This is a genomic window from Streptomyces sp. NPDC018029 (genome assembly GCF_044327655.1).
GTDB lineage: Bacteria > Actinomycetota > Actinomycetes > Streptomycetales > Streptomycetaceae > Streptomyces.
In genome coordinates, this window is record NZ_JBIRFV010000002.1 from 164123 (window position 1) to 182548 (window position 18426).

At 72.8% G+C, this 18426-nt stretch carries 15 protein-coding genes; 3 read left to right on the forward strand and 12 right to left on the reverse strand.

Going from position 1 to position 18426, the window contains the following annotated elements:
- The first annotated feature begins 198 nt into the window (after nt 1-198).
- Complete coding sequence (locus ACH4D5_RS05165; protein ID WP_398298760.1) at nt 199-711, forward strand: hypothetical protein; 513 nt, start codon at nt 199-201, stop codon at nt 709-711.
- 92 nt (nt 712-803) lie between these two features.
- Nucleotides 804-1448 (forward strand): zf-HC2 domain-containing protein, encoded by a 645-nt coding sequence (locus ACH4D5_RS05170; protein ID WP_398298762.1) that lies wholly within the window; start codon nt 804-806, stop codon nt 1446-1448.
- Nucleotides 1449-1457: 9 nt separating this feature from the next.
- Here the strand turns inward: ACH4D5_RS05170 and ACH4D5_RS05175 are convergent, their stop codons facing one another.
- From ACH4D5_RS05175 to ACH4D5_RS05205, 7 genes are all read right to left on the reverse strand, one after another.
- Nucleotides 1458-2318, reverse strand: a complete 861-nt coding sequence (locus ACH4D5_RS05175) for an Fpg/Nei family DNA glycosylase (protein ID WP_398298764.1) — start codon at nt 2316-2318, stop codon at nt 1458-1460.
- A 9-nt stretch (nt 2319-2327) separates the two neighbouring features.
- On the reverse strand, nt 2328-4427 hold the full coding sequence (locus tag ACH4D5_RS05180) for a SpoIIE family protein phosphatase (protein ID WP_398298766.1): 2100 nt from the start codon (nt 4425-4427) through the stop codon (nt 2328-2330).
- Between the two features lie 120 nt (nt 4428-4547).
- The gene (locus tag ACH4D5_RS05185; protein WP_398298768.1) at nt 4548-5528 is read right to left on the reverse strand and encodes a streptomycin biosynthesis protein; all 981 of its coding nucleotides are present in this window, start codon (nt 5526-5528) and stop codon (nt 4548-4550) included.
- A 348-nt stretch (nt 5529-5876) separates the two neighbouring features.
- A complete protein-coding gene (aroF, locus tag ACH4D5_RS05190; RefSeq protein WP_398299951.1) occupies nt 5877-6920 on the reverse strand; it encodes a 3-deoxy-7-phosphoheptulonate synthase in 1044 nt (347 codons plus the stop codon).
- Between the two features lie 177 nt (nt 6921-7097).
- The gene (locus ACH4D5_RS05195) at nt 7098-8372 is read right to left on the reverse strand and encodes a sensor histidine kinase (RefSeq protein ID WP_398298770.1); all 1275 of its coding nucleotides are present in this window, start codon (nt 8370-8372) and stop codon (nt 7098-7100) included.
- Between the two features lie 7 nt (nt 8373-8379).
- The gene (locus ACH4D5_RS05200) at nt 8380-9033 is read right to left on the reverse strand and encodes a response regulator transcription factor (protein WP_398298772.1); all 654 of its coding nucleotides are present in this window, start codon (nt 9031-9033) and stop codon (nt 8380-8382) included.
- Nucleotides 9034-9295: 262 nt separating this feature from the next.
- Nucleotides 9296-12184, reverse strand: coding sequence for an AAA family ATPase (locus tag ACH4D5_RS05205; protein WP_398298774.1), 2889 nt, complete (start codon nt 12182-12184; stop codon nt 9296-9298).
- A gap of 459 nt (nt 12185-12643) precedes the next feature.
- On the opposite strand from ACH4D5_RS05205, the gene ACH4D5_RS05210 reads away from it, so the two are divergent.
- The gene (locus tag ACH4D5_RS05210) at nt 12644-14071 is read left to right on the forward strand and encodes a lipase maturation factor family protein (protein ID WP_398298776.1); all 1428 of its coding nucleotides are present in this window, start codon (nt 12644-12646) and stop codon (nt 14069-14071) included.
- On the opposite strand, the gene ACH4D5_RS05215 is transcribed toward ACH4D5_RS05210, so the two are convergent.
- The 5 genes from ACH4D5_RS05215 to ACH4D5_RS05235 are packed head-to-tail and all read right to left on the reverse strand — an operon-like array spanning nt 14059 to nt 18416.
- Entirely contained in the window at nt 14059-14916 is an 858-nt protein-coding gene (locus ACH4D5_RS05215) for an amidohydrolase family protein (RefSeq protein ID WP_398298778.1), read from the reverse strand. The two genes, ACH4D5_RS05210 and ACH4D5_RS05215, sit on opposite strands and share 13 nt — an antisense overlap.
- On the reverse strand, nt 14913-15227 hold the full coding sequence (locus ACH4D5_RS05220; RefSeq protein WP_398298780.1) for an L-rhamnose mutarotase: 315 nt from the start codon (nt 15225-15227) through the stop codon (nt 14913-14915). Before ACH4D5_RS05220 ends, ACH4D5_RS05215 begins: the two co-directional genes overlap by 4 nt.
- Nucleotides 15224-16282 carry an aldo/keto reductase gene (locus tag ACH4D5_RS05225; RefSeq protein WP_398298782.1) on the reverse strand — a complete coding sequence of 353 codons (1059 nt, stop codon included), beginning with the start codon at nt 16280-16282 and terminating at the stop codon, nt 15224-15226. The genes ACH4D5_RS05220 and ACH4D5_RS05225 overlap by 4 nt, the downstream gene beginning before the upstream one ends.
- Nucleotides 16279-17034, reverse strand: a complete 756-nt coding sequence (locus ACH4D5_RS05230) for an SDR family NAD(P)-dependent oxidoreductase (RefSeq protein WP_398298784.1) — start codon at nt 17032-17034, stop codon at nt 16279-16281. The genes ACH4D5_RS05225 and ACH4D5_RS05230 overlap by 4 nt, the downstream gene beginning before the upstream one ends.
- Complete coding sequence (locus ACH4D5_RS05235) at nt 17031-18416, reverse strand: L-fuconate dehydratase (RefSeq protein ID WP_398298786.1); 1386 nt, start codon at nt 18414-18416, stop codon at nt 17031-17033. Before ACH4D5_RS05235 ends, ACH4D5_RS05230 begins: the two co-directional genes overlap by 4 nt.
- Between the last annotated feature and the right edge of the window lie 10 nt (nt 18417-18426).

Below are 18426 nucleotides of genomic sequence, written 5' to 3' on the forward strand. Positions count from 1 at the left end.
CGCTGAAACGGCGTCAAACGGCACCGCCTGTGACGCGAACAACACACAGCGGCTCACCTGCGGTGAAACCGGGGCCCGGGTCAAGCCTCCGTAAAGCCCCTTGCTCCGCACCCCTTGCGGGTAATCGGCTGTCCTCACCGTGTGCCGGATTGGGGGGCCAGAGCCGGAGCGCGCGCGGACCGGAGGAAGGCGGAACGGATGCGGCACGAGAGCAGAGGGAACGCGGACGGCCCCAAGGAGGCCGGACTGGCTGTCCCCATGGCGTGGTTGTACGCCGAGTACATCGCCGACGAGCTGCTGCGCACCGGCGATCTGATGCCGCCCACGTCCTTCGAGTACCGGGCGGGGCGCGACGCCCTCGCGCTGACGATCTTCCTGTCGGACAGCGAGGGCGAGCTGTCCGGAATCCGCGTGATCTCCCAGTTGGAGACCTGGCTGAGCCTGACCGCTTATGGCCAGCCGTGGCAGGACTGGGTGCGCGAGCGGATGGCGCTCCGCACGGCGGACGCCGTCGCCGCGGGCGGCCCCCGGCCCGACCTGGAGCTCGCCGACCGGGCGTGGCGCTGGCTGCAGGAGACCGAGCTGCTCGCCCCCGACCTGGACGCGGTGCCCGGCCGCGGCGGGCAGGGCGAGGAGGACGGGCCGAAGGTGTGGACGCCCGCGTGGCGGCTCGGGCTGCCGCTGAGCCACCTGGCGATCCATCTGTTCTGAGCGGGCCGTGGCCTTGAATGATTCGGCGGTCCGCTGCGTACCGGAGGAGGAACACCAGCACCCGGCAGCGACACCGAACGGCAAGGATCGCCATGAGGCCCCTGGAGCGGCATCGTGACGCGGGCGCCTACGCGCTCGGCGTACTGGACGAGGCGGACGCCTTCCGCTTCGAGGATCACCTCGTGGGCTGCCCCGCCTGCCTCTTCTCGCTCGACGAACTCCATACGGCAGCCCTCCAGTTGGAGCTGTACGGGCGGGTGACACCGACGCCCGTCGAGCCGTTCGCCGCGCCCTCTCCGGGCCTGCTGGACCGCCTCCTGCGGGAGGCGGGGCGGCTGCACGGCGCGCGGCGCGGGCGGCGGCTGTGCGGCGTCGCCGTCGGGGTCGTGCTGGCCCTCGGCGCCCCCGCCGTGACCGTCGTGACGGCGGACCAGCCGGGTCCGGTGCGGATCAGCGCGCGGGACGCCCGCAGCGGGGTCTCGGCCACGCTGACCGCCCGGGACCGGGCCTGGGGCGCGGAGATCGGGCTCACGGTGCGGGACGCGGCGGCCGGCGGGCGGGTCTGCGAACTGGTCGCCGTCGGCACCGACGGCTCCGAGCAGACCGTCACGACGTGGCGGGTCCCCGCGCCGACCGTGCGCACCGGGGGCGCCGCTGCCCTGCGCACCGGGCAGACGGAGCGGTACGAAGTGCGCACCGCCGACGGGGAGCCGCTCCTGACCCTGCCGCGCCCGTGACCGGCGCCGCTATTTCAGCAGCCGGGACAGCCGCCGGTCCGCGAGCAGCTTCCCGCCCGTCTGGCACGTCGGGCAGTACTGCAGCGAGGAGTCGGCGAAGGAGACCTCCCTGATCGTGTCGCCGCACACCGGGCACGGCTCGCCGGTGCGGCCGTGCACGCGCAGACCGCTCTTCTTCTCCGACTTGAGGCGGCCCGCCGCGACCCCGCGCGAGCGCTCCACCGCCTCGGTCAGCGTAGCCAGCAGCGCCACATGCAGCCCATGGACTTCCTCCTCGGTGAGGCTCGACGTGAGCCGGAACGGTGACATGCGGGCCGCGTGCAGGATCTCGTCGCTGTACGCGTTCCCGATGCCCGCGATCAGGCTCTGGTCCCGCAACGCCCCCTTGATCTGGCGCCGTTCACCCGCCAGGAGGCGGGCGAACCGCTCTTCGTCGAAGTCGGCGGCCAGCGGGTCGGGGCCGAGGCGCGCGATGCCCGGCAGCTCCCCCGGCGCCCGCGTGACGTACACCGCCAGGCGCTTCTGGGTGCCCGCCTCCGTGAGGTCGAAGCCCTCCCCCGTCTCCAGGGCCACGCGCAGCGCCAGCGGGCCCTTGCCGGGGCGCGGCACGCCGTCGGGGAGCCGGTCGTGCCACCGCAGCCAGCCCGCCCGGGCGAGGTGCGTGACGAGGTGCGTGCCGTCGGCGTCGATGTCCAGGAACTTGCCGTGCCGCTCCACGGCGGTGACGGCGCGTCCTTCGAGGGCGGTGAGCGGTGGGTCGTACGTCTTGAGGACGCTGATCGCGGTGGGCAGGACGCGCACGATCTCCCGGCCGACCAGATGGTCCGTCAGGAACTCTCGCAGCGCTTCCACTTCGGGCAGTTCCGGCATCGTTCTCCCTCACCTCCGCGCTCTGCCCGCGGGCACGACGAACTCGCACCACACGCACTTGCCGCTGCCGCGGGCGTCCACGCCCCACACGTCCGCGAGCCGGTCCACCAGGAGCAGGCCGCGGCCGGACACCCCGGACTCGCCGGCGTCGCGGCGGCGCGGCAGAGCGCTGGACGAGTCCTCCACGTCGACGCGCAGCCGCCGGTCGGTGCCGCTCAGGACCCGCACGGTCACGACCGCGGAACCGTCGGTGTGCATCAGGGCGTTGGTGATCATCTCGTCGGCGACCAGCTCGATCTCGTCGGCCCGCTCGCCCGCGCCCCAGGCCCGCACCGCGGCCCGGATCATGTGCCGGGCCTCGGCGAGCGCCTCCGGGTCGCTCGGCGCGACGTGCTGCCGCAGGCGTCCGCCCGAGCGGGGCGCGTCGGCCGGGCGGCGGCGCAGCAGGAGGAGCGCGGCGTCGTCGTCACCGCCGCGGCCGTCGACGATGCCGCAGAGCCGGTCGGCGAGCCGCTGCAGATCGCGGGGGCCGACGGCGGCGAGCTCCGCCAGGGCCCGCATGCCGTCGTCGAGGTCGGCGCCCGGTACTTCCACGAGGCCGTCGGTGCACAGCAGCAAGGTCTGTTCCGCGTCGAGATCGAGGGTCGTGACCGGATAGTCGAGCCGCCCGAACTCGGCGGACAGGCCGAGCGGCAGGCCGCCGTCGACCGGCACCCGCCGGGAGGATCCGTCGGCGAGCAGGACGAGCGGGTCGAGGTGTCCGGCCCGGACCAGCTGCACCACACCGGTCGACAGGTCCGCCTCCGCGTACAGGCAGGTGGCGAAGCGCTCGGTGTCCAGCTCGTGCAGGAAGCCGGAGGCGCGGGCCATGACGGTGGCGGGCGTGTGTCCTTCGGCGGCGTACGCGCGAAGGACGATGCGGAGCTGGCCCATGACGGCGGCCGCGTGGGTGTCGTGGCCCTGCACGTCGCCGATGACGGCGCCGACGCGGCCCCCGGGCAGCGGGATCACGTCGTACCAGTCGCCGCCGATGTCCCGGCCGAGCGCCGCGGAGCGGTACCGGACGGCGATCTCCGCACCCCGCACGCCGGGGATGGTGCGCGGCAGCATGGCCTGCTGGAGGCCCTGGGCGAGGTCCTTCTCCTGCTCGTAGAACATGGCGCGCTGCAGGCTCTGCGCGATGCTGCTGCTGAGCGCCACCAGGACGTTGCGCTCCTCCTCGGTGAAGCCGGTCTTGTCCTGGTAGAGCAGGCCGAGCGCGCCGATGGGGCGGGCCTGCGCGATCAGCGGGAGGTAGGCGGCCGCGGTGATGCCGAGTTCGTCGATGTGCGGCCAGAGCAGCGGGTAGGACTCGGCGAAGTCGTCGGCCGTCTCGATGTAGCGCGGCGCGAGGGTGCGGACGACCTCGCTCATCGGGTACTCCTCGTCGATGCCCGTGAGGCGGGTGCCGGGCACGAAGCTGCCCGCGGGCCCCTCGGCGACGAGGCGGATGCGGCCCGCCTCGACGAGGCCCATGACGAGGTTCGACGCCCCCAGGTGGGCGAGGCCGTGGGTGTCCCGGAGCACGTCGATGACGTCCCGCACGGTGCGGGCGTGCGCGAGGGCCGCCGTGGTGCCCTGGACGAGGCTGGTGGTGCGGCGCCGCTCGGCCTCCTCGTCGGCCCGCTCGCGCAGCGCGGCCGGGCTGTCGCCCAGCTCCCGGGTGGCGTCTCTGACGATGCCCACGATGCGGCGGGGCCGGCCGGTGGCGTCCCGCTGGATGCAGCCCTGCGTGTGGGTCCAGCGCAGCGCGCCGGTGCGGCAGCGGATGCGGAAGTACGCGCCGTACGTGTCGCTGCCGTCCTTCAGGGCGTGCGAGACGATCTGGTCAAGGCGGTGCCCCTCGACGGTCGGGACGCGGAAGGCGAGGGTCTCTGGCCGGTTGTCGTACTCCTCGGGGCGTACATCAAAGACTTCGTGGGCCGTGGCGTCCATGGTCATCAGGCCCGTGTCCAGGTCCCAGTCGAAGCGGCCCATGCGCAGCGCGGCCCCGTACAGCGCGAGGAAACAGCCGGCCGGCTCCCCGGCCGGCTGTCCGCAGCGGCATTGCCCCGCCGGGTCGTGCTCCATGGGCCCACGCTAGGCGGAGGCCCCCGGGCGCGCACGCGGGAGAGGCGGTGCCCCACTGGTGAGCACCGCTCCCCGCTACGTGTCGGGCACCGCCCTTGCTACGTGTGAGCACCGCCCCCGCTACGCCGACTCGGCGACCTTGCTCTGCACCCGCACCGCGACCTCCGTCCACATCTCGGCGCTCTCGCCGGCGAGGTAGGCCACGACGCCCCTGCAGTGCGGCGGCACCTTGTCGATGATCTGGTCCCACTCCTCCCTGCTGATCGTGTGGATGCTGAGCAGCCGCAGCAAGGTGCGGCCGATCTCGCTGAAGCGCAGCGCCGGGTCGGCCTTGAGCCGCTTGACGGCGGTGGCCCGGTCCTGGGCCGCGTCCCGATCGGGCACGGCCGAGGGCCGGGCGACGCGCGGGGCGGTGCCCCGGTCGTCGCGGTTCGTCTGCTTCCCGCGCTGCGGCACGGGGTCCTCGCCCCGCATCATGCGGTTGCGCACGTCGCGCACCGTCTCCGGCGAGATGGCCGCGACCCTGGCCACCTGGCGCAGCGACAGGCCCGGGTTCTGGGCGATCAGCTCACCGGCGAGCCTGCGCCCCTCCGCGCCGTTGATGGGCCGGACCCGGCCGTCGTGGCCGATCCGGCTCTCGTCGCCCTGCCGGCCGCCCGGGGCGCGCCTGCGGAGGTCCGCGACGGTGCCGGGCGCGATGCCGCTGACCGACGCGATCATCCGGTCCGACCACTGCGGGTGGGAGGCGATGATGCGCGCCGCCGCCCGTTTGCGGTCCGCCGTCGTCAGCGGCAGACCGTGCGTGACGTTCGATTCGACGGCGAGCACGAAGGCGTCGTCCTCCGCGCCGTCGAAGTACTTCACCGCGATCTTGCTGCGCCCCTGGAGTTCGGCGGCGCGCAAGCGGTGCAGGCCGTCGATGACCCGCATCGTCGGGCGGTGCACGGTGATCGGCGGCAGCGGCGTCTGTACGACCGCGAGTGACTGAACGTGCTCCGGATCGACTCCGGTCGTCCGTGGTGAGTCCGTCGTCGACAGCGAGCCGATCTCGACTTCGACGACCATGAGCCGGTCGATCTCTGCGTGCTCAGGTGTTGCCAACTCAACTCCCCCTCAAGCTCTGTTGTCCCCCGTGCGCGCGTCCCGGCACACCGCCCGGCCGCGCCCCAGCGCCGAGTCCCCCTGCCGCCGTCGGTCCGCTCCGCCGTGCGTCACGGTCACGTACGCATTTGCCCTTGGTCGAGGGCCCCTGAAGTGAATGCGTCGCGTGCCCCGCGGGTGTGTTCTCCCGGATTGCAGAATTCACCCGCGCTCGCACCCCGGTCCCTTCGGCGGGAATCCGCGCGCCCGGCCGCGGGCAAATTTCCCCCGACCGGGCACTTTCACCCTAACAACGTGCTTTCCGCCCTGGAACCCCTCACTAATAACGCGCCACGGGTTCCGCCACCCCTATTCACCCCTACCGGCCCGCGCGCCGGCGACCGGCCGCGCGAGGGTGCGGCCCATCAGCGGCGTCAGCGTGTCGACGGCGCTCGCCACCGAACCGATCTCCGTCCGGGTCAGGGCCTGGTCGCCGTCGCAGAGGGCCCTCCCCGGCTCGGGGTGCACGTCGATCATCACGCCGTCCGCGCCGACCGCGAGGGCGGCACGGGTCAGCGGCAGGACGAGGTCCTTGCGGCCGCCCGAGTGCGAGGGGTCCACGATCACGGGGAGGTGGGACAGGCGCTGGACCACCGGCACGGCGCTGATGTCCAGCGTGTTGCGGGTGGCGGTCTCGAAGGTGCGGATGCCGCGCTCGCACAGCACGATGTCGAGGTTGCCGCGCTGCGCGATGTACTCGGCGGCCATCAGCCACTCCTCGATCGTGGCCCCGAAGCCGCGCTTGAGGAGCACGGGCCGGCCGGCCGCGCCGACCTCCTGGAGCAGCGCGAAGTTGTGCATGTTGCGGGTGCCGATCTGCAGCATGTCCGCGTAGGGGGCGACCAGTTCGACGCTGGCCGGATCGATGACCTCGGTGACGACCGGAAGGCCCGTCTCCTCCCGTACGTCGGCGAGGATGCGCAGCCCGGTCTCGCCGAGCCCCTGGTACGCGTACGGCGACGTGCGCGGTTTGAAGGCCCCGCCCCGCAGCAGCGCGGCCCCGGCCGTCTGCGCCATCCGTGCGGCGGCCAGGGTCTGCGAGTGGGTCTCCACCGCGCAGGGCCCGGCGATCACGGTCAGGGTGTCGGGGCCGATGGGCACGCCGCCGACGGTCACGACGGAGCGGTCGAGGTGGTGTTCCCTGCTGACCAGCTTGTACGGCACCGAGATGCGCACGACGTCCAGGACCCCGCGCAGGTGGGACAGGTTGAGGGCGCCGAACGCCGCCACGTCTCCCACCAGGCCGACGATCGTCCGGGTGACGCCTCGGCTGACGAAGGCGTCCCCGCCGGCCGTGCGGACAAGTTCGACGACCGCGTCGACGTCTTCCTGCGTGGCCTCCGGGGCCATCACGACAACCAAGGGGTGCCTCCCGTGAACGGTGTCCCGGCGGGGCGGGACTGATCGCGAATACGTGATATTCCCCGACCGGACCGAAATCCGTCCGCGCTCCGGAAAACCGCGGAAAGCGCAGGGAACCGTCGGGGAAATACGTCGGGCGACCACGGTAGAAGCGCCGGGGCCATTTCCTCAATGAAGACCGGCACTCTTGTCCAACTGCGCAATATCGATGACGCTCTCGCCCGGCCCGTGCGACTCACCCGACTTTCCCCACCCGGCGGACTCACCGGACGCACCGATCTCACCGTGCTCACCGGGCCAGAGCGGAAAGGCGACCTCCACCGCGAGCCCGCCGTCCGGCCGTGCCCGGGCGCTGATCACGGCGTCGTGGGCGAGGGCGATGGCGTGCACGATGGAGAGGCCGAGGCCGTGATGGCCGTCGGCCGCCGTGCGGCCGAGGCGCTGGAAGGGTTCGAAGAGCCGTTCCACCTCGTCCGGCGGCACCCGCGTGCCGGTGTTGGCCACGGCGAGGACCGCGTGCCCGCCCCGGCCGCCGGTGGTGATCCGCACCTGCCCGCCCGGCGTGTTGTGACCCACCGCGTTGTCCACGAGGTCGGACACCAGCCGCTGGACCAGGGCCGGGTCGCCCAGCACGGCCGCGGAACCGATGGCGGTCTCCACCCGCAGCCCGAGCCCCTCGATCCGCGGACGCGAGGCGTGCAGGACCCACTCGGTGACGCGGGCGAGGTCCAGCCGCTCCCGGTGCCCGAGGCCCCGCTGACTGCCCGCGAGCGTCAGCAGCGACTCCAGGAGCCGGGCCTGCTGTTCACTGACCTCCAACAGCCGCTCGAAGTGGGCGCGAAACGATTCCGCGGTGGCGTCGCGGTCGATGAGCGCCTCCTCCAGCAGGGCGTGTTCCAGGGTGAGCGGGGTGCGCAGTTCGTGGGCGGCGTTGGCGACGAAGCGCCGGTGGGAGTCGAGCGCCGTCTCCAGGCGGCCGAGGAGCCCGTCCACGGTGTCGGCGAGGTCCTTGATCTCGTCAGCGGGCCCCTGGACGGCCAGCCGCTCGTGGAGGGTGTGCGCCGAGATGCGGCGGATGGCGCCGGTCATCGCGCGCAGCGGGCGCAGCGCACGCCGGGCGACAAGACGGCCGAGCACGGCGGCGACCACCACCATGGCGGCCAGGGCGATCCCGGACTGCACGAGCAACTCCCGCAGTATGTCCGCGTGCTGACGCACCGCCTGTTCGTGCAGCCGGCCGACGACGTCGCCGGTCTTGGCGGCGGTGCGGGCGCCGGGCCCGGCTCCGGGGCCCGCTCCGGTTCCGGTTCCTTCGACGACCACACGGTCCGCCGGGAACCGGGCGACGAGCAGATACGTGATGGCGAGCAGGACCGCCCCCGAGGCGACGAACAGCGCGCCGTACAGCAGCGTGAGGCGTGTGGTGAGCGAGGGCAGGCGCATGGGTCCCTCAAATCCGGTAGCCGCTCCGAGGAATGGTCTCGATGACGGGCGGGGTGCCGAGCTTCGGCCGCAGGCGGTTGATGGTCGCCTTCACCGTGGTGGTGAACGGATCCGTCGCCTCGTCCCACACCCGGTCCAGGAGCTCCTCGGCCGACACGACCCGGCCCCGGGCCGCCAGCAGGTACTCCAGGACCGCGAACTCCTTGGGCGTGAGCGCGAGACGCTCCCCGGCGCGCGACGCGACCCGCTGCGCCGGGTCGAGTCTGAGGTCGCCGCGGACGAGGACCGGGGGCAGCGCCGCCCGCGAGCGGCGGCCGAGCGCCCGGATGCGGGCCACCAGCTCGGCGTAGGCGAACGGCTTGAGGAGGTAGTCGTCCGCGCCGAGGCCGAAGCCCGCCACGCGGTGGGTGGTCGTGCCGGTCGCCGTCAGCATCAACACCCGGGCTTGGGCGGACTGTTCGGCGAGCCGACGGCACACCTCGTCGCCGGGCACGCCGGGCAGGTCCCGGTCGAGCACGACCACGTCGTAGTCGGCCACGGAGGTGCGTTCGAGGGCGTCCGCGCCGTCGGGGGCGACATCGACCGCCATGCCCTCGCGGCGCAGCACCCGCGCCACCGACTGCGCGAGCTCGGCGTGGTCCTCGACCACCAGGACCCTCATCGCGGGGGCCTCCTCATCGGGGAACTGATCATGAAGTCCACGGTGCCGGAACCGTCGTCACGCACCGGTCACAGCCCGGGCACGCCCGACGCGCCCGGGCTTCCTGTGAGCCGGTCACAGATCTTCGGACCGCGGTGTGACCGACCGCCGCGTAGAAACGGAACCGCACCACCGCGACTGTGCCAGGGCCTCGCGACACCTCGACAAGGAGATGCCGGCCGTGCTCACCAACGGGGAGACGGACATGACCGACGTCCGGTCGTCAGCCCACGTGCAGCCGGTCACAGGCGTCGTGCGACGCGGCCCCCTCGCGGCCCTCCTCCCCCGGTCCCGCGAGGGGGTTCAGCTTGGCCGCGAGGTCCGCCCGCCGCTGGACGGCGAGCTTGCGGTACGCCCGCGTCAGATGCTGCTCGACGGTGCTGATCGTGATGCAGAGCTTGTCGGCGATCTGGCGGTTGGTGTGGCCACGGACGGCGAGCGTGGCCACACGCAGTTCCGCGTTGCTGAGCTCCTCGGGATGTCGGCGGTTCCCGGAGGACCACGGCTGCTCGGCGGGGTGCGGACTGCCGGCGTCGGCCGCGGCCGGCATGCTGGGCACGGGCACTCCGCACTCACCCGCGAGCCGCTGCGCCTTCCTGGCCAGGGCGCGCGCCTGGCCGACCTTGCCGAGCTCGCGCTGCGCGCGGGCCAACTCGTCGGTGGCGCGGACCAGTTCGAGGCGGTGCCCGCGGTCCCGCAGGATGTCGATGGCCTCGCCGAGCAGCGGCGGCCGGTGTGCGGCGTTCAGCGTGGTGGCGAGCATCCGCAGCGAGACGGCTCGCGCGCAGTCGTTCTTCCGGTCGCTCAGGGCCAGTTGCTCCTCGGCCAGGGCCCGGGCGCGGTCGCGGTCGCCCAGCGACAGGTGGGCTTCGGCCGCGTCGGTGCGCCAGGGCACAAGCGCGGGCAGGTCGAAGTCCCAGCGCCGCATGAGGTCCCCGCAGGTGAGGAAGTCGTCGAGTGCGGCGTAGGGGCGTCCGGCCGCGAGGTAGTAGTGGCCGCGGGCGCGCAGGTAGAGCAGGCCGTCGGCGGTCTGGAACGCGGCGTCCGGTACCGGAATGCTGAGATGGGCGGCGGCCTCGTCGAGCCGGCCCATGACGGTCCTGGTGAACACGGCGGTGGCCACGGGCGAGACGACGGCCACGCCCCAGCCGTCCGCGGGGACCAGGGCGAGCGCGGAGCGCGCCGACTCCCGCGCGGCGACGAGTGCGCCCGTCCTGAGCTCGATGCGCGCCTTGGCCGCGGCGAGCAGCGCCTGCCACATGGGAGCGCGCCGCTCGACGGCCTCCTTGAGGAGCGTCTCGCACCAGAAACCCGCCGCGTCCAGGCGGTCGGCGAGGAGCAAGGAGTTGAGCGCGACCAGGAGCGGCGTCAGCGTGCCGTCGTCGAGGCGGGTGCTCTGCAGGATCTGCTCGGCCCGGACCACCACGTCGTCGCCCGGCCCGTCGAGGAGGGCCTTCACCAGGGTGGCGGCCCGCTGATGGGGGCTTCGCGCGAGCGCCGCCGCGTGCTGCGGACTCGTGTCCTCCGCCGTCGTGTGCTCCGGTGTGCCGCCCAGGCAGGCCCCGGCGGAGGCGGGGAGTCCCGGATAGGCGTACGTCATCCAGCGGCGCGGGCAGTCGTGCCGGTACCGGACGCCGGGGCCGGACCGTCCCGGCGACGCGGTGCTCTGCCGCTCGACGGCACGGAGCACGTCGAGGGCGCGCTCCGCCCGGCCGAACCAGAGCAGGTGGCCGACGAGTTCGTCGGCGTCCCGGGTGCCGAGGCGCCCGTCGAGCGCCGCGGCGGTGAGCTCGGGCAGGTGCTGGGCGACACCGGCCGGGTTGACGCGCCAGCCCGCCCGGGTGAGCGCGGCCCGGATCTCCAGGGCCTGGTCCGGGTCGGTGCCGCTGTCGCGGGCGATGCGCAGGCAGGTGAGGGCGAGGTCGATCTCGTCGTCGGCGAGGGCGCGCTCGGCCGCCTCGATCAGGGTGCGCCGCGCCCAGGGCGCGTCGGCCGTCTCCGCCGCGATGAGGTGCCGCACGACGACGGCCGAGGCCGCCCCGTGCTCGTGCAGCACCTGGGCGCAGCGGGCCTCGACGCGGGCCCGGTCGGCGGGCTCCAGGCTCCTGAGCACCGCGGCGCGCCCGGCGTCGTGGCGGAACCAGCCCGCGTCGAGGAGACCCGCCTCGTTCAGTGCCCGCAGGCTGCGCAGGAGCGACTCCCTGCTGGTGCCGAGAACCTCCACCAGTTCGGCGAGGGACATGTCGGCGCCCGCCACCGCGAGGGCCCAGGCGGTGCGCCGCGTGGCGAGGTCGCTGCGGTACAGGCAGGTCGCGACGGCCCGTACGAACGACTCACCCGGCACCAGACCTGCGGACGGTGTGGTTCCGGCGCCCGCGGCGCGGTGGTCCTCGATGAGCGCGCGGGTCAGCAGCGGGCTGCCGCCGCCGATGTGGTGGATCTCCGAGACGAGCTTGCGCGTCCGCCACCCGGGCTCACCGAATAGGGAGATCATTTCTGCGACTCCGGAGCGCCTGAGCGGGCCGAGCCTGATATTTCGGCAGCCCGGCAGACGCAGCAAATCGACGCGCAATCTCGCGTGTCCCGCCAGGAAGCCGCTGTTCTCGCCCAGCACGACCAGAATGCGGCTGACGGCCAGCCTGCGGGCGAGGAAGAGGAGGCATTCCAGGGAGTGTTCGTCGGCATGCCGCGCGTCGTCGATACTGAGCACCAGGGGCCTTTCCCTGGCTTTTTCGAGTAGAATCCCGCAGAGCTCGGGAATCTCGTTCATGGCCACGGCGGGCAGTTCCCCCGCTGCCCGCCGCGACTGGGCCGAGCCGGCGATGAGCTCCACGAGCCGGGCCGCGCGCCGGGCGTCCGCGGCGGGCAGATCGGCGCCGAGGAGCAGTTGCCCCATCACTCCGAGGGGCAGGTCGCTCTCCGCATCCGACGCTGTGGCCTGCAAGTGCAGTGCACCCGAGGCGTGGACGCGCGCCTCGAAAGCGCGCAGCAGCGCGGTCTTGCCACTGGCGACCGCGCCGCTGACCAGAATGACTCCGCCATGCCCGCTCGCACACGAGTCGAGCATGTGTTCCATGATCGAGAGTTCTTCACCGCGTTCCACCAAGTTCATGAGCCGACTTCTCCCCCGCGGCTGACGGCTGATCCGTGAGCGGCCGTAAGACCAGCTGGATCAATTCCATCGACTGAACCGGCCACCCGACGGACGACTCTGCCATATCTGAAAATCAACTACCAGCGTTATTTGACTCAATGCGACGCCATTACCGTCACGAATGCGCCACATCCCCGGCAATCGGACGCAGCCACTCCATATCATTCGGAAACTCTTGCGTATTTGCCTGATGACGGAACTCGGCGAATTTCGGGAAGGCTGCTGCCGACCGGACGAAAAGACCACCGTGGCGAATGGGACGGCAGCGACGAGAGGGCCGGGGAACGATTGGCCCGTTCCGCATGGCTCTCCCACCCGCCGTCTGACCGGTTCGGGTCGCCCCCGGCGGACCCGCAGACCGAGGGGAGGCACCCGCGCGGGACGGCCGAACCGCCTGGCCGACGGCACAATGGGCACGTGGAGTGGTTCACCGCGGACGCGTACTGGTTGAGCCGGCTGATCTTCCAGCGGGCCCTGGCCGCGCTGTATCTCGTGGCCTTCCTGGGAGCCGCCCTGCAGTTCCGGGCGCTCATCGGTGAGCGCGGAATGCTGCCGGTGCCGCGGTACGTCGCACAGGTGCCGTTCCGGCGGGCGCCGAGCCTCTTCCAGCTCCACTACTCGGACCGCTTCTTCGCGCTCTGTGCCTGGGCGGGCTGCGCGGTGGCGGTGGCGCTGCTGGCCGGTGCGGACGGGCTGCTGCCGCTGTGGGGCGCGATGCTGCTGTGGCTGGTGCCCTGGGCGCTGTACCTCTCCATCGTGAACGTGGGCCAGACCTGGTACGGCTTCGGCTGGGAGTCACTGCTCCTGGAGGTGGGGTTCCTCGCGGTCTTCCTCGGCAACGACCGGGTGGCGCCGCCCGTTCTGGTGCTCCTGCTCCTGCGGTGGGTGCTCTTCCGCGTGGAGTTCGGCGCCGGGCTGATCAAGATGCGCGGTGACGCGTGCTGGCGCAAGCTCACGTGTCTGTACTTCCACCACGAGACGCAGCCGATGCCCGGCCCGCTGAGCTGGTTCTTCCACCACCTGCCGAGGCCCGTGCACCGGGTGGAGGTCGCGGCCAACCACGTCACCCAACTAGCCGTACCGGTCTTGCTGTTCACGCCGCAGCCGGTGGCGACGGGTGCGGCCTCCCTCATGATCGTGACCCAGCTGTGGCTGGTCCTCTCGGGCAACTTCGCCTGGCTGAACTGGCTCACCATCGTGCTCGCGGTCTCCGCACTCGACCTGTCCGCCTGGCACACGGCACCCCCTGTCGGTGAGGCACCCCTCTGGTACGTGGTGGTGGTGACCGCGGTCTCCGCGCTGCTCCTGGCGCTGAGCTACCGCCCGGTGCGCAACCTGCTGTCCCGGCGGCAGGTCATGAACCGCTCGTTCGACCCGTTGCACCTCGTCAACGCGTACGGCGCGTTCGGCAGCGTCAGCCGCGTCCGCCAGGAGGTCGTCATCGAGGGCACGGCGGACGAGGTGCCGCGCGAGGACGGCGACTGGCGGGCGTACGAGTTCAAGGGAAAACCCGGTGACGTGCGCCGCTGGCCGCGCCAGTTCGCCCCGTACCACCTGCGGCTCGACTGGATGATGTGGTTCGCCGGGCTCTCCCCCGCGTACGCCCGCTCGTGGTTCGGGCCGCTCGTGGAGCGCCTCCTGGACGGTGACCGGGACACGCTGCGGCTGCTGCGGAGTTCGCCGTTCCCGCCCGACGCCCCGCCCGCGTACATCCGCGCCCGGCTCTACCGCTACCGGTACACGACCCGGCGCGAGCTGCGCGAGACGGGCGCCTGCTGGGAGCGTACGTACGTCCGTGAGTTCCTGTCGCCGACGCGGCTCGCCCCGCCCGCTCAGAGGCCGTAGACGCGCCGGGCCGTGCCACCGAACACCTCGACGCGCTCAGCCGGGTCCAAGTAGCCCGTCAACAGCCGTGCGGCGTCCAGGACTTCGCCGTAACCGGCAGCGAGCGTGCTGACGGGCCAGTCGGAGCCGAACATCAGCCGCCGCGGCCCGAACGCCTCGACCACGGTGTCCGCGAAGGGCCGCAAATCGTCGATGGTCCACGTCGCGTGGTCCGCCTCGGTGACCATGCCGGAGAGCTTACACACGGTGTTGGGACGCGCGGCGAGCGCACGGACCGCGGACGCCCAGGGTTCGACGGCCCCCGACACGATGGGCGGCTTGCCCAAGTGGTCCAGTACGAAGGTGAGTTCGGGCAGGTCGGCCGCCGCCTTGGCGCAGGCGGGCAGCTGATGCGGCAGGACGACGAGGTCGTAGGCGAGGCCGGCGGCGGCGACTGCCGCCAAACCCCTGCGGACGTCGGGGCGCAGCAGCCACTCCGGCTCGGGCTCGCCCTGCACCTGGTGGCGGATGCCCACCAGGTGCTGCCCGCCCGGAAGTTCGCGGAGCGCGGCCAGCGTGTCGGCCACGTCCGGACGGGTGAGGTCCGTCCACCCGACGACCCCCGCGACGAGTTCGTGGTCCGCCGCGAGTGCGAGCAGCTCCGGGGTCTCGTCCGGGACGGTCACGGTCTGGACGAGGACCGTGGCGCCGACCCCCGCCGCGCGGGCCTCGGGCGCGAGGTCGGCCAGGGTGAAGTTCCTGCGGAGCGGCGCGAGGGCGTCGCCGGTGATCCACTCCTGGTCGCGCACGGAGAGGTCCCAGACGTGGTGGTGGGCGTCGACGAGGAGCGGCCCGGTCCCGGTCACGGCAGCTCCCACACGACGGGCAGTCCGGCGTCGGCGCCCTCGGCGGAGTAGTCGTGGGCCACGTCGAGCAGTTCGGCCATCCGGGCCTGCCAGGCGATGTTGACCGGAAGGCGCTCCAGTTCGGCGAGCACGCGCCCGTAGTCCTCGCACTCCAGGAGGTGGAAGAGGTCGGTGCCGCTGCGCCAGATCGTCCAGGACGACACACCCGCGGCACGGATCGCGGCGGTGAGTTCGGCGGGCACCTCGCGGTGCGCGGCGTCGTAGGCGTCGACGCGGTCGGCGCGGACCTTGGTGTGCAGGGCGACTCTCACAGCCGGTGCCTTCCCCGTACGTCCCCCCGTATGTCTTCCGGCCCGGCTTCCCGTGTCTCTCCGGGGACCGGCACCTCCGGCGGCAGCAGCCCGGTCTCCCTCGCCTCCTGCCAGAAACCGGCGGGCACCTCGGCGGCGAACTGTTCGGCGGCGTCGGTGACCTGCTCGGGCGCGCGGACGCCGACGAGCACGCTGGCGACGGCCGGGTGGCCGGAGGGGAAGGCAAGCGCGGCGGCCCGGAGCGTGGTGCCGTGCCGTTCGGCGACCGCCCGCAGGGCCCGGGCGCGCGCCAGCAGTCCGGGCGGCGCCTCGGTGTAGTCGAAGCGTGCCCCGGGCCTGGGGTCGGCGAGCAGGCCGGAGTTGAAGACGCCGCCGATGACGACCGAGGTGCCGCGCTCGCTCGCCGCGGGCAGCAGTTCGGTGAGGGCCCGGTGGTCGAGGAGTGTGTAGCGGCCGGCGCAGAGCACGGCGTCGACGTCGGTCTCGCGGACGAAGCGGGTGAGCATCTCCGCCTGGTTCATGCCCGCGCCGATCGCGCCGACCACGCCTTCGGAGCGAAGCTTCTCCAGCGCCGGATAGCCCTCGCGGAAGGCCTCTTCGGCGTGGTCGTCGGGGTCGTGCAGGAAGACGACGTCGACGCGGTCGACGCCGAGCCGGTCGAGGCTGGAGTCGAGGGAGCGGCGCACGCCGTCCGCGCTGAAGTCCCAGATCCTGCGGTGCGTGCGCGGCACCGCGAAGCCGCCGTCGGCGAGGTCGTCGCCGGTCACCACATCGGCGGGCGCCAGGAGCCTGCCGACCTTCGTCGAGATGACGTACGAGGAGCGGTCCCGGCCGCGCAGCGCCTCGCCCAGCCTGCGCTCGGACAGGCCGAGGCCGTAGTGCGGGGCGGTGTCGAAGTAGCGGATGCCCACGTGCCAGGCGCGGTCGAGGGCGGTGGCCGCCTGTTCGTCGGTGACCGGCGCGTACAGGTTGCCGATACCGGCGGCGCCGAAGGACAGCTCGGTCACCTCGACGCCACTGCGTCCGAGGGTGCGCCGCCGCACCGGGCCGCTCACCGGTTCACCGGCCGGAGCCGCAGGCCCTGCATGCCGCCGTCGACGGCGAGCGCGGTGCCCGTGGTGGCTCCGGAGAGGGGGCTCGCCAAGTAGGCGATGGCGCCCGCGACCTCCTCCGCGGTGACGAGGCGGCCGGTGGGCTGGCGGGCCGCGAGCGCCGCCCGTTCGGCGGCCGGGTCGGGGGCGGCGTCCAGGAGCCGGCCGATCCACGGCGTGTCGACGGTGCCGGGGTTGACGCAGTTGACGCGCACCCCTTCGCGCACGTGGTCGGCGGCCATGGCGAGGGTGAGGGAGAGGACCGCTCCCTTCGACGCCGCGTACAGGGCGCGTTGCGGAAGGCCGGCGGTCGCGGCGATGGAGCAGGTGTTGACGATGGCCGCGCTCGTCGAGACGCGCAGGTGGGGCAGGGCGGCGCGGCTGGTGCGGACGACGCCGAGGACGTTGACGTCGAGGACGGTGTGCCACTGGGCGTCGTCGTTGTCCTCGACGGTGCCCTGCGCGCCGATGCCCGCGTTGTTGACCAGGACGTCGAGGCCGCCGAGGTCGGCCGCGGCAGAGGCGACGGCCTCCCGTACGGACGCGTCGTCGCTGACATCGGCGACGTACGCGCGAAGGGGCTCGTGCACCCCGCTCGGGTCGAGGTCGAGGACGGCCACGTCCGCTCCGCGCGCGGTGAGGAGTTCGGCGGTGGCCCGGCCGATGCCGGACGCCCCGCCGGTGACCAGGGCCTTGAGCCCCTGGAAGTCGGTCATGCGGCTGCTCCCTTGTCCTGTGCGAGGTGGTCAGGTGCGGGGCCGTCCTCCACGGGGCCGTCCTGTGCGAGGTCGGCGGCCCAGAACGTGCCGTCCGGATAGGTGAACTCGGCGACGGACTCGGCCCGCATGGTCGCCGAGAAGCCCGGTGCGGTCGGGGCCGTGTAGTGGCCCGCGCCGATCACCACCGGGTCGGTGAAGTGCTCGTGGAGGTGGTCGACGTACTCGATGACGCGGTTCTCGGTGGTGCCCGCGAGCGCCACGTAGTCGAACATCGACAGGTGTTGGACGAGTTCGCACAGGCCGACGCCGCCCGCGTGCGGGCAGACGGGCACGCCGAACTTGGCGGCGAGCAGCAGGATGGCGAGGTTCTCGTTGACCCCGCCGACCCGTGCCGCGTCTATCTGGAGGATGTCGATGGCGCCGGCCTGGAGGAGCTGTTTGAAGACGATGCGGTTCTGCACGTGTTCGCCGGTGGCGACCTTGACGGGGGCGACGGCCGTGCGGATCGCGGCGTGGCCGAGGACGTCGTCGGGGCTGGTGGGCTCCTCGACCCAGTAGGGGTCGAACTCGGCGAGGGCGCGCGTCCACCGGACGGCCTCGTCGACGTTCCAGCGCTGGTTGGCGTCGACGGCCAGGCGGATGTCGGGGCCGATGGCCTCGCGGGCGGTGCGGCAGCGGCGGATGTCGTCGGCGAGATCCGCGCCGACCTTCAGCTTGATCTGGGTGAAGCCGTCGGTGACGGCCTGCCGGGCGAGCCGGGTGAGCTTCTCGTCGCTGTAGCCGAGCCAGCCGGGCGACGTGGTGTAGCCGGGGAAGCCGTGCTCCTTGAGCCGGGCCGTGCGGTCCGCAGCGCCCGCGCGGCCGGACCGCAGCAGCCCCAGGGCCTCGTCCGGGGTGAGGGCGTCGGCGATGTAGCGGAAGTCGACCTGGGAGACGAGCCATTCGGGCGTGGCGTCGGCGAGCAGCTGCCACAGCGGCTTGCGGGCCCGCTTGGCCGCCAGGTCCCAGACGGCGTTGACGACGGCGCCGATGGCCATGTGCATCACGCCCTTCTCGGGGCCGAGCCAGCGCAGCTGGCTGTCGCCGACGAGGTCGCGGTTGAGCGTGCCGGGGTCGGCGCAGAGCTCGTCGACGGGGCGGCCGATCACGTGGTGGCGCAGGGAGTGGATCGCGGCGACCTGGACGTCGTTGCCGCGGCCGATGGTGAAGGTGAAGCCGTGCCCCGCCAGGCCGTCGCCCGCGTCGGTGCGCAGCACCACGTAGGCGGCGGAGTAGTCGGGGTCCGGGTTCATCGCGTCGGACCCGTCCAGTTCCCGTGAGGTCGGGAACCGTATGTCGTAGGTGTCGACCGCGGTGATGCGGCAGGTGGTCGGGGACACAGGAGGCCTT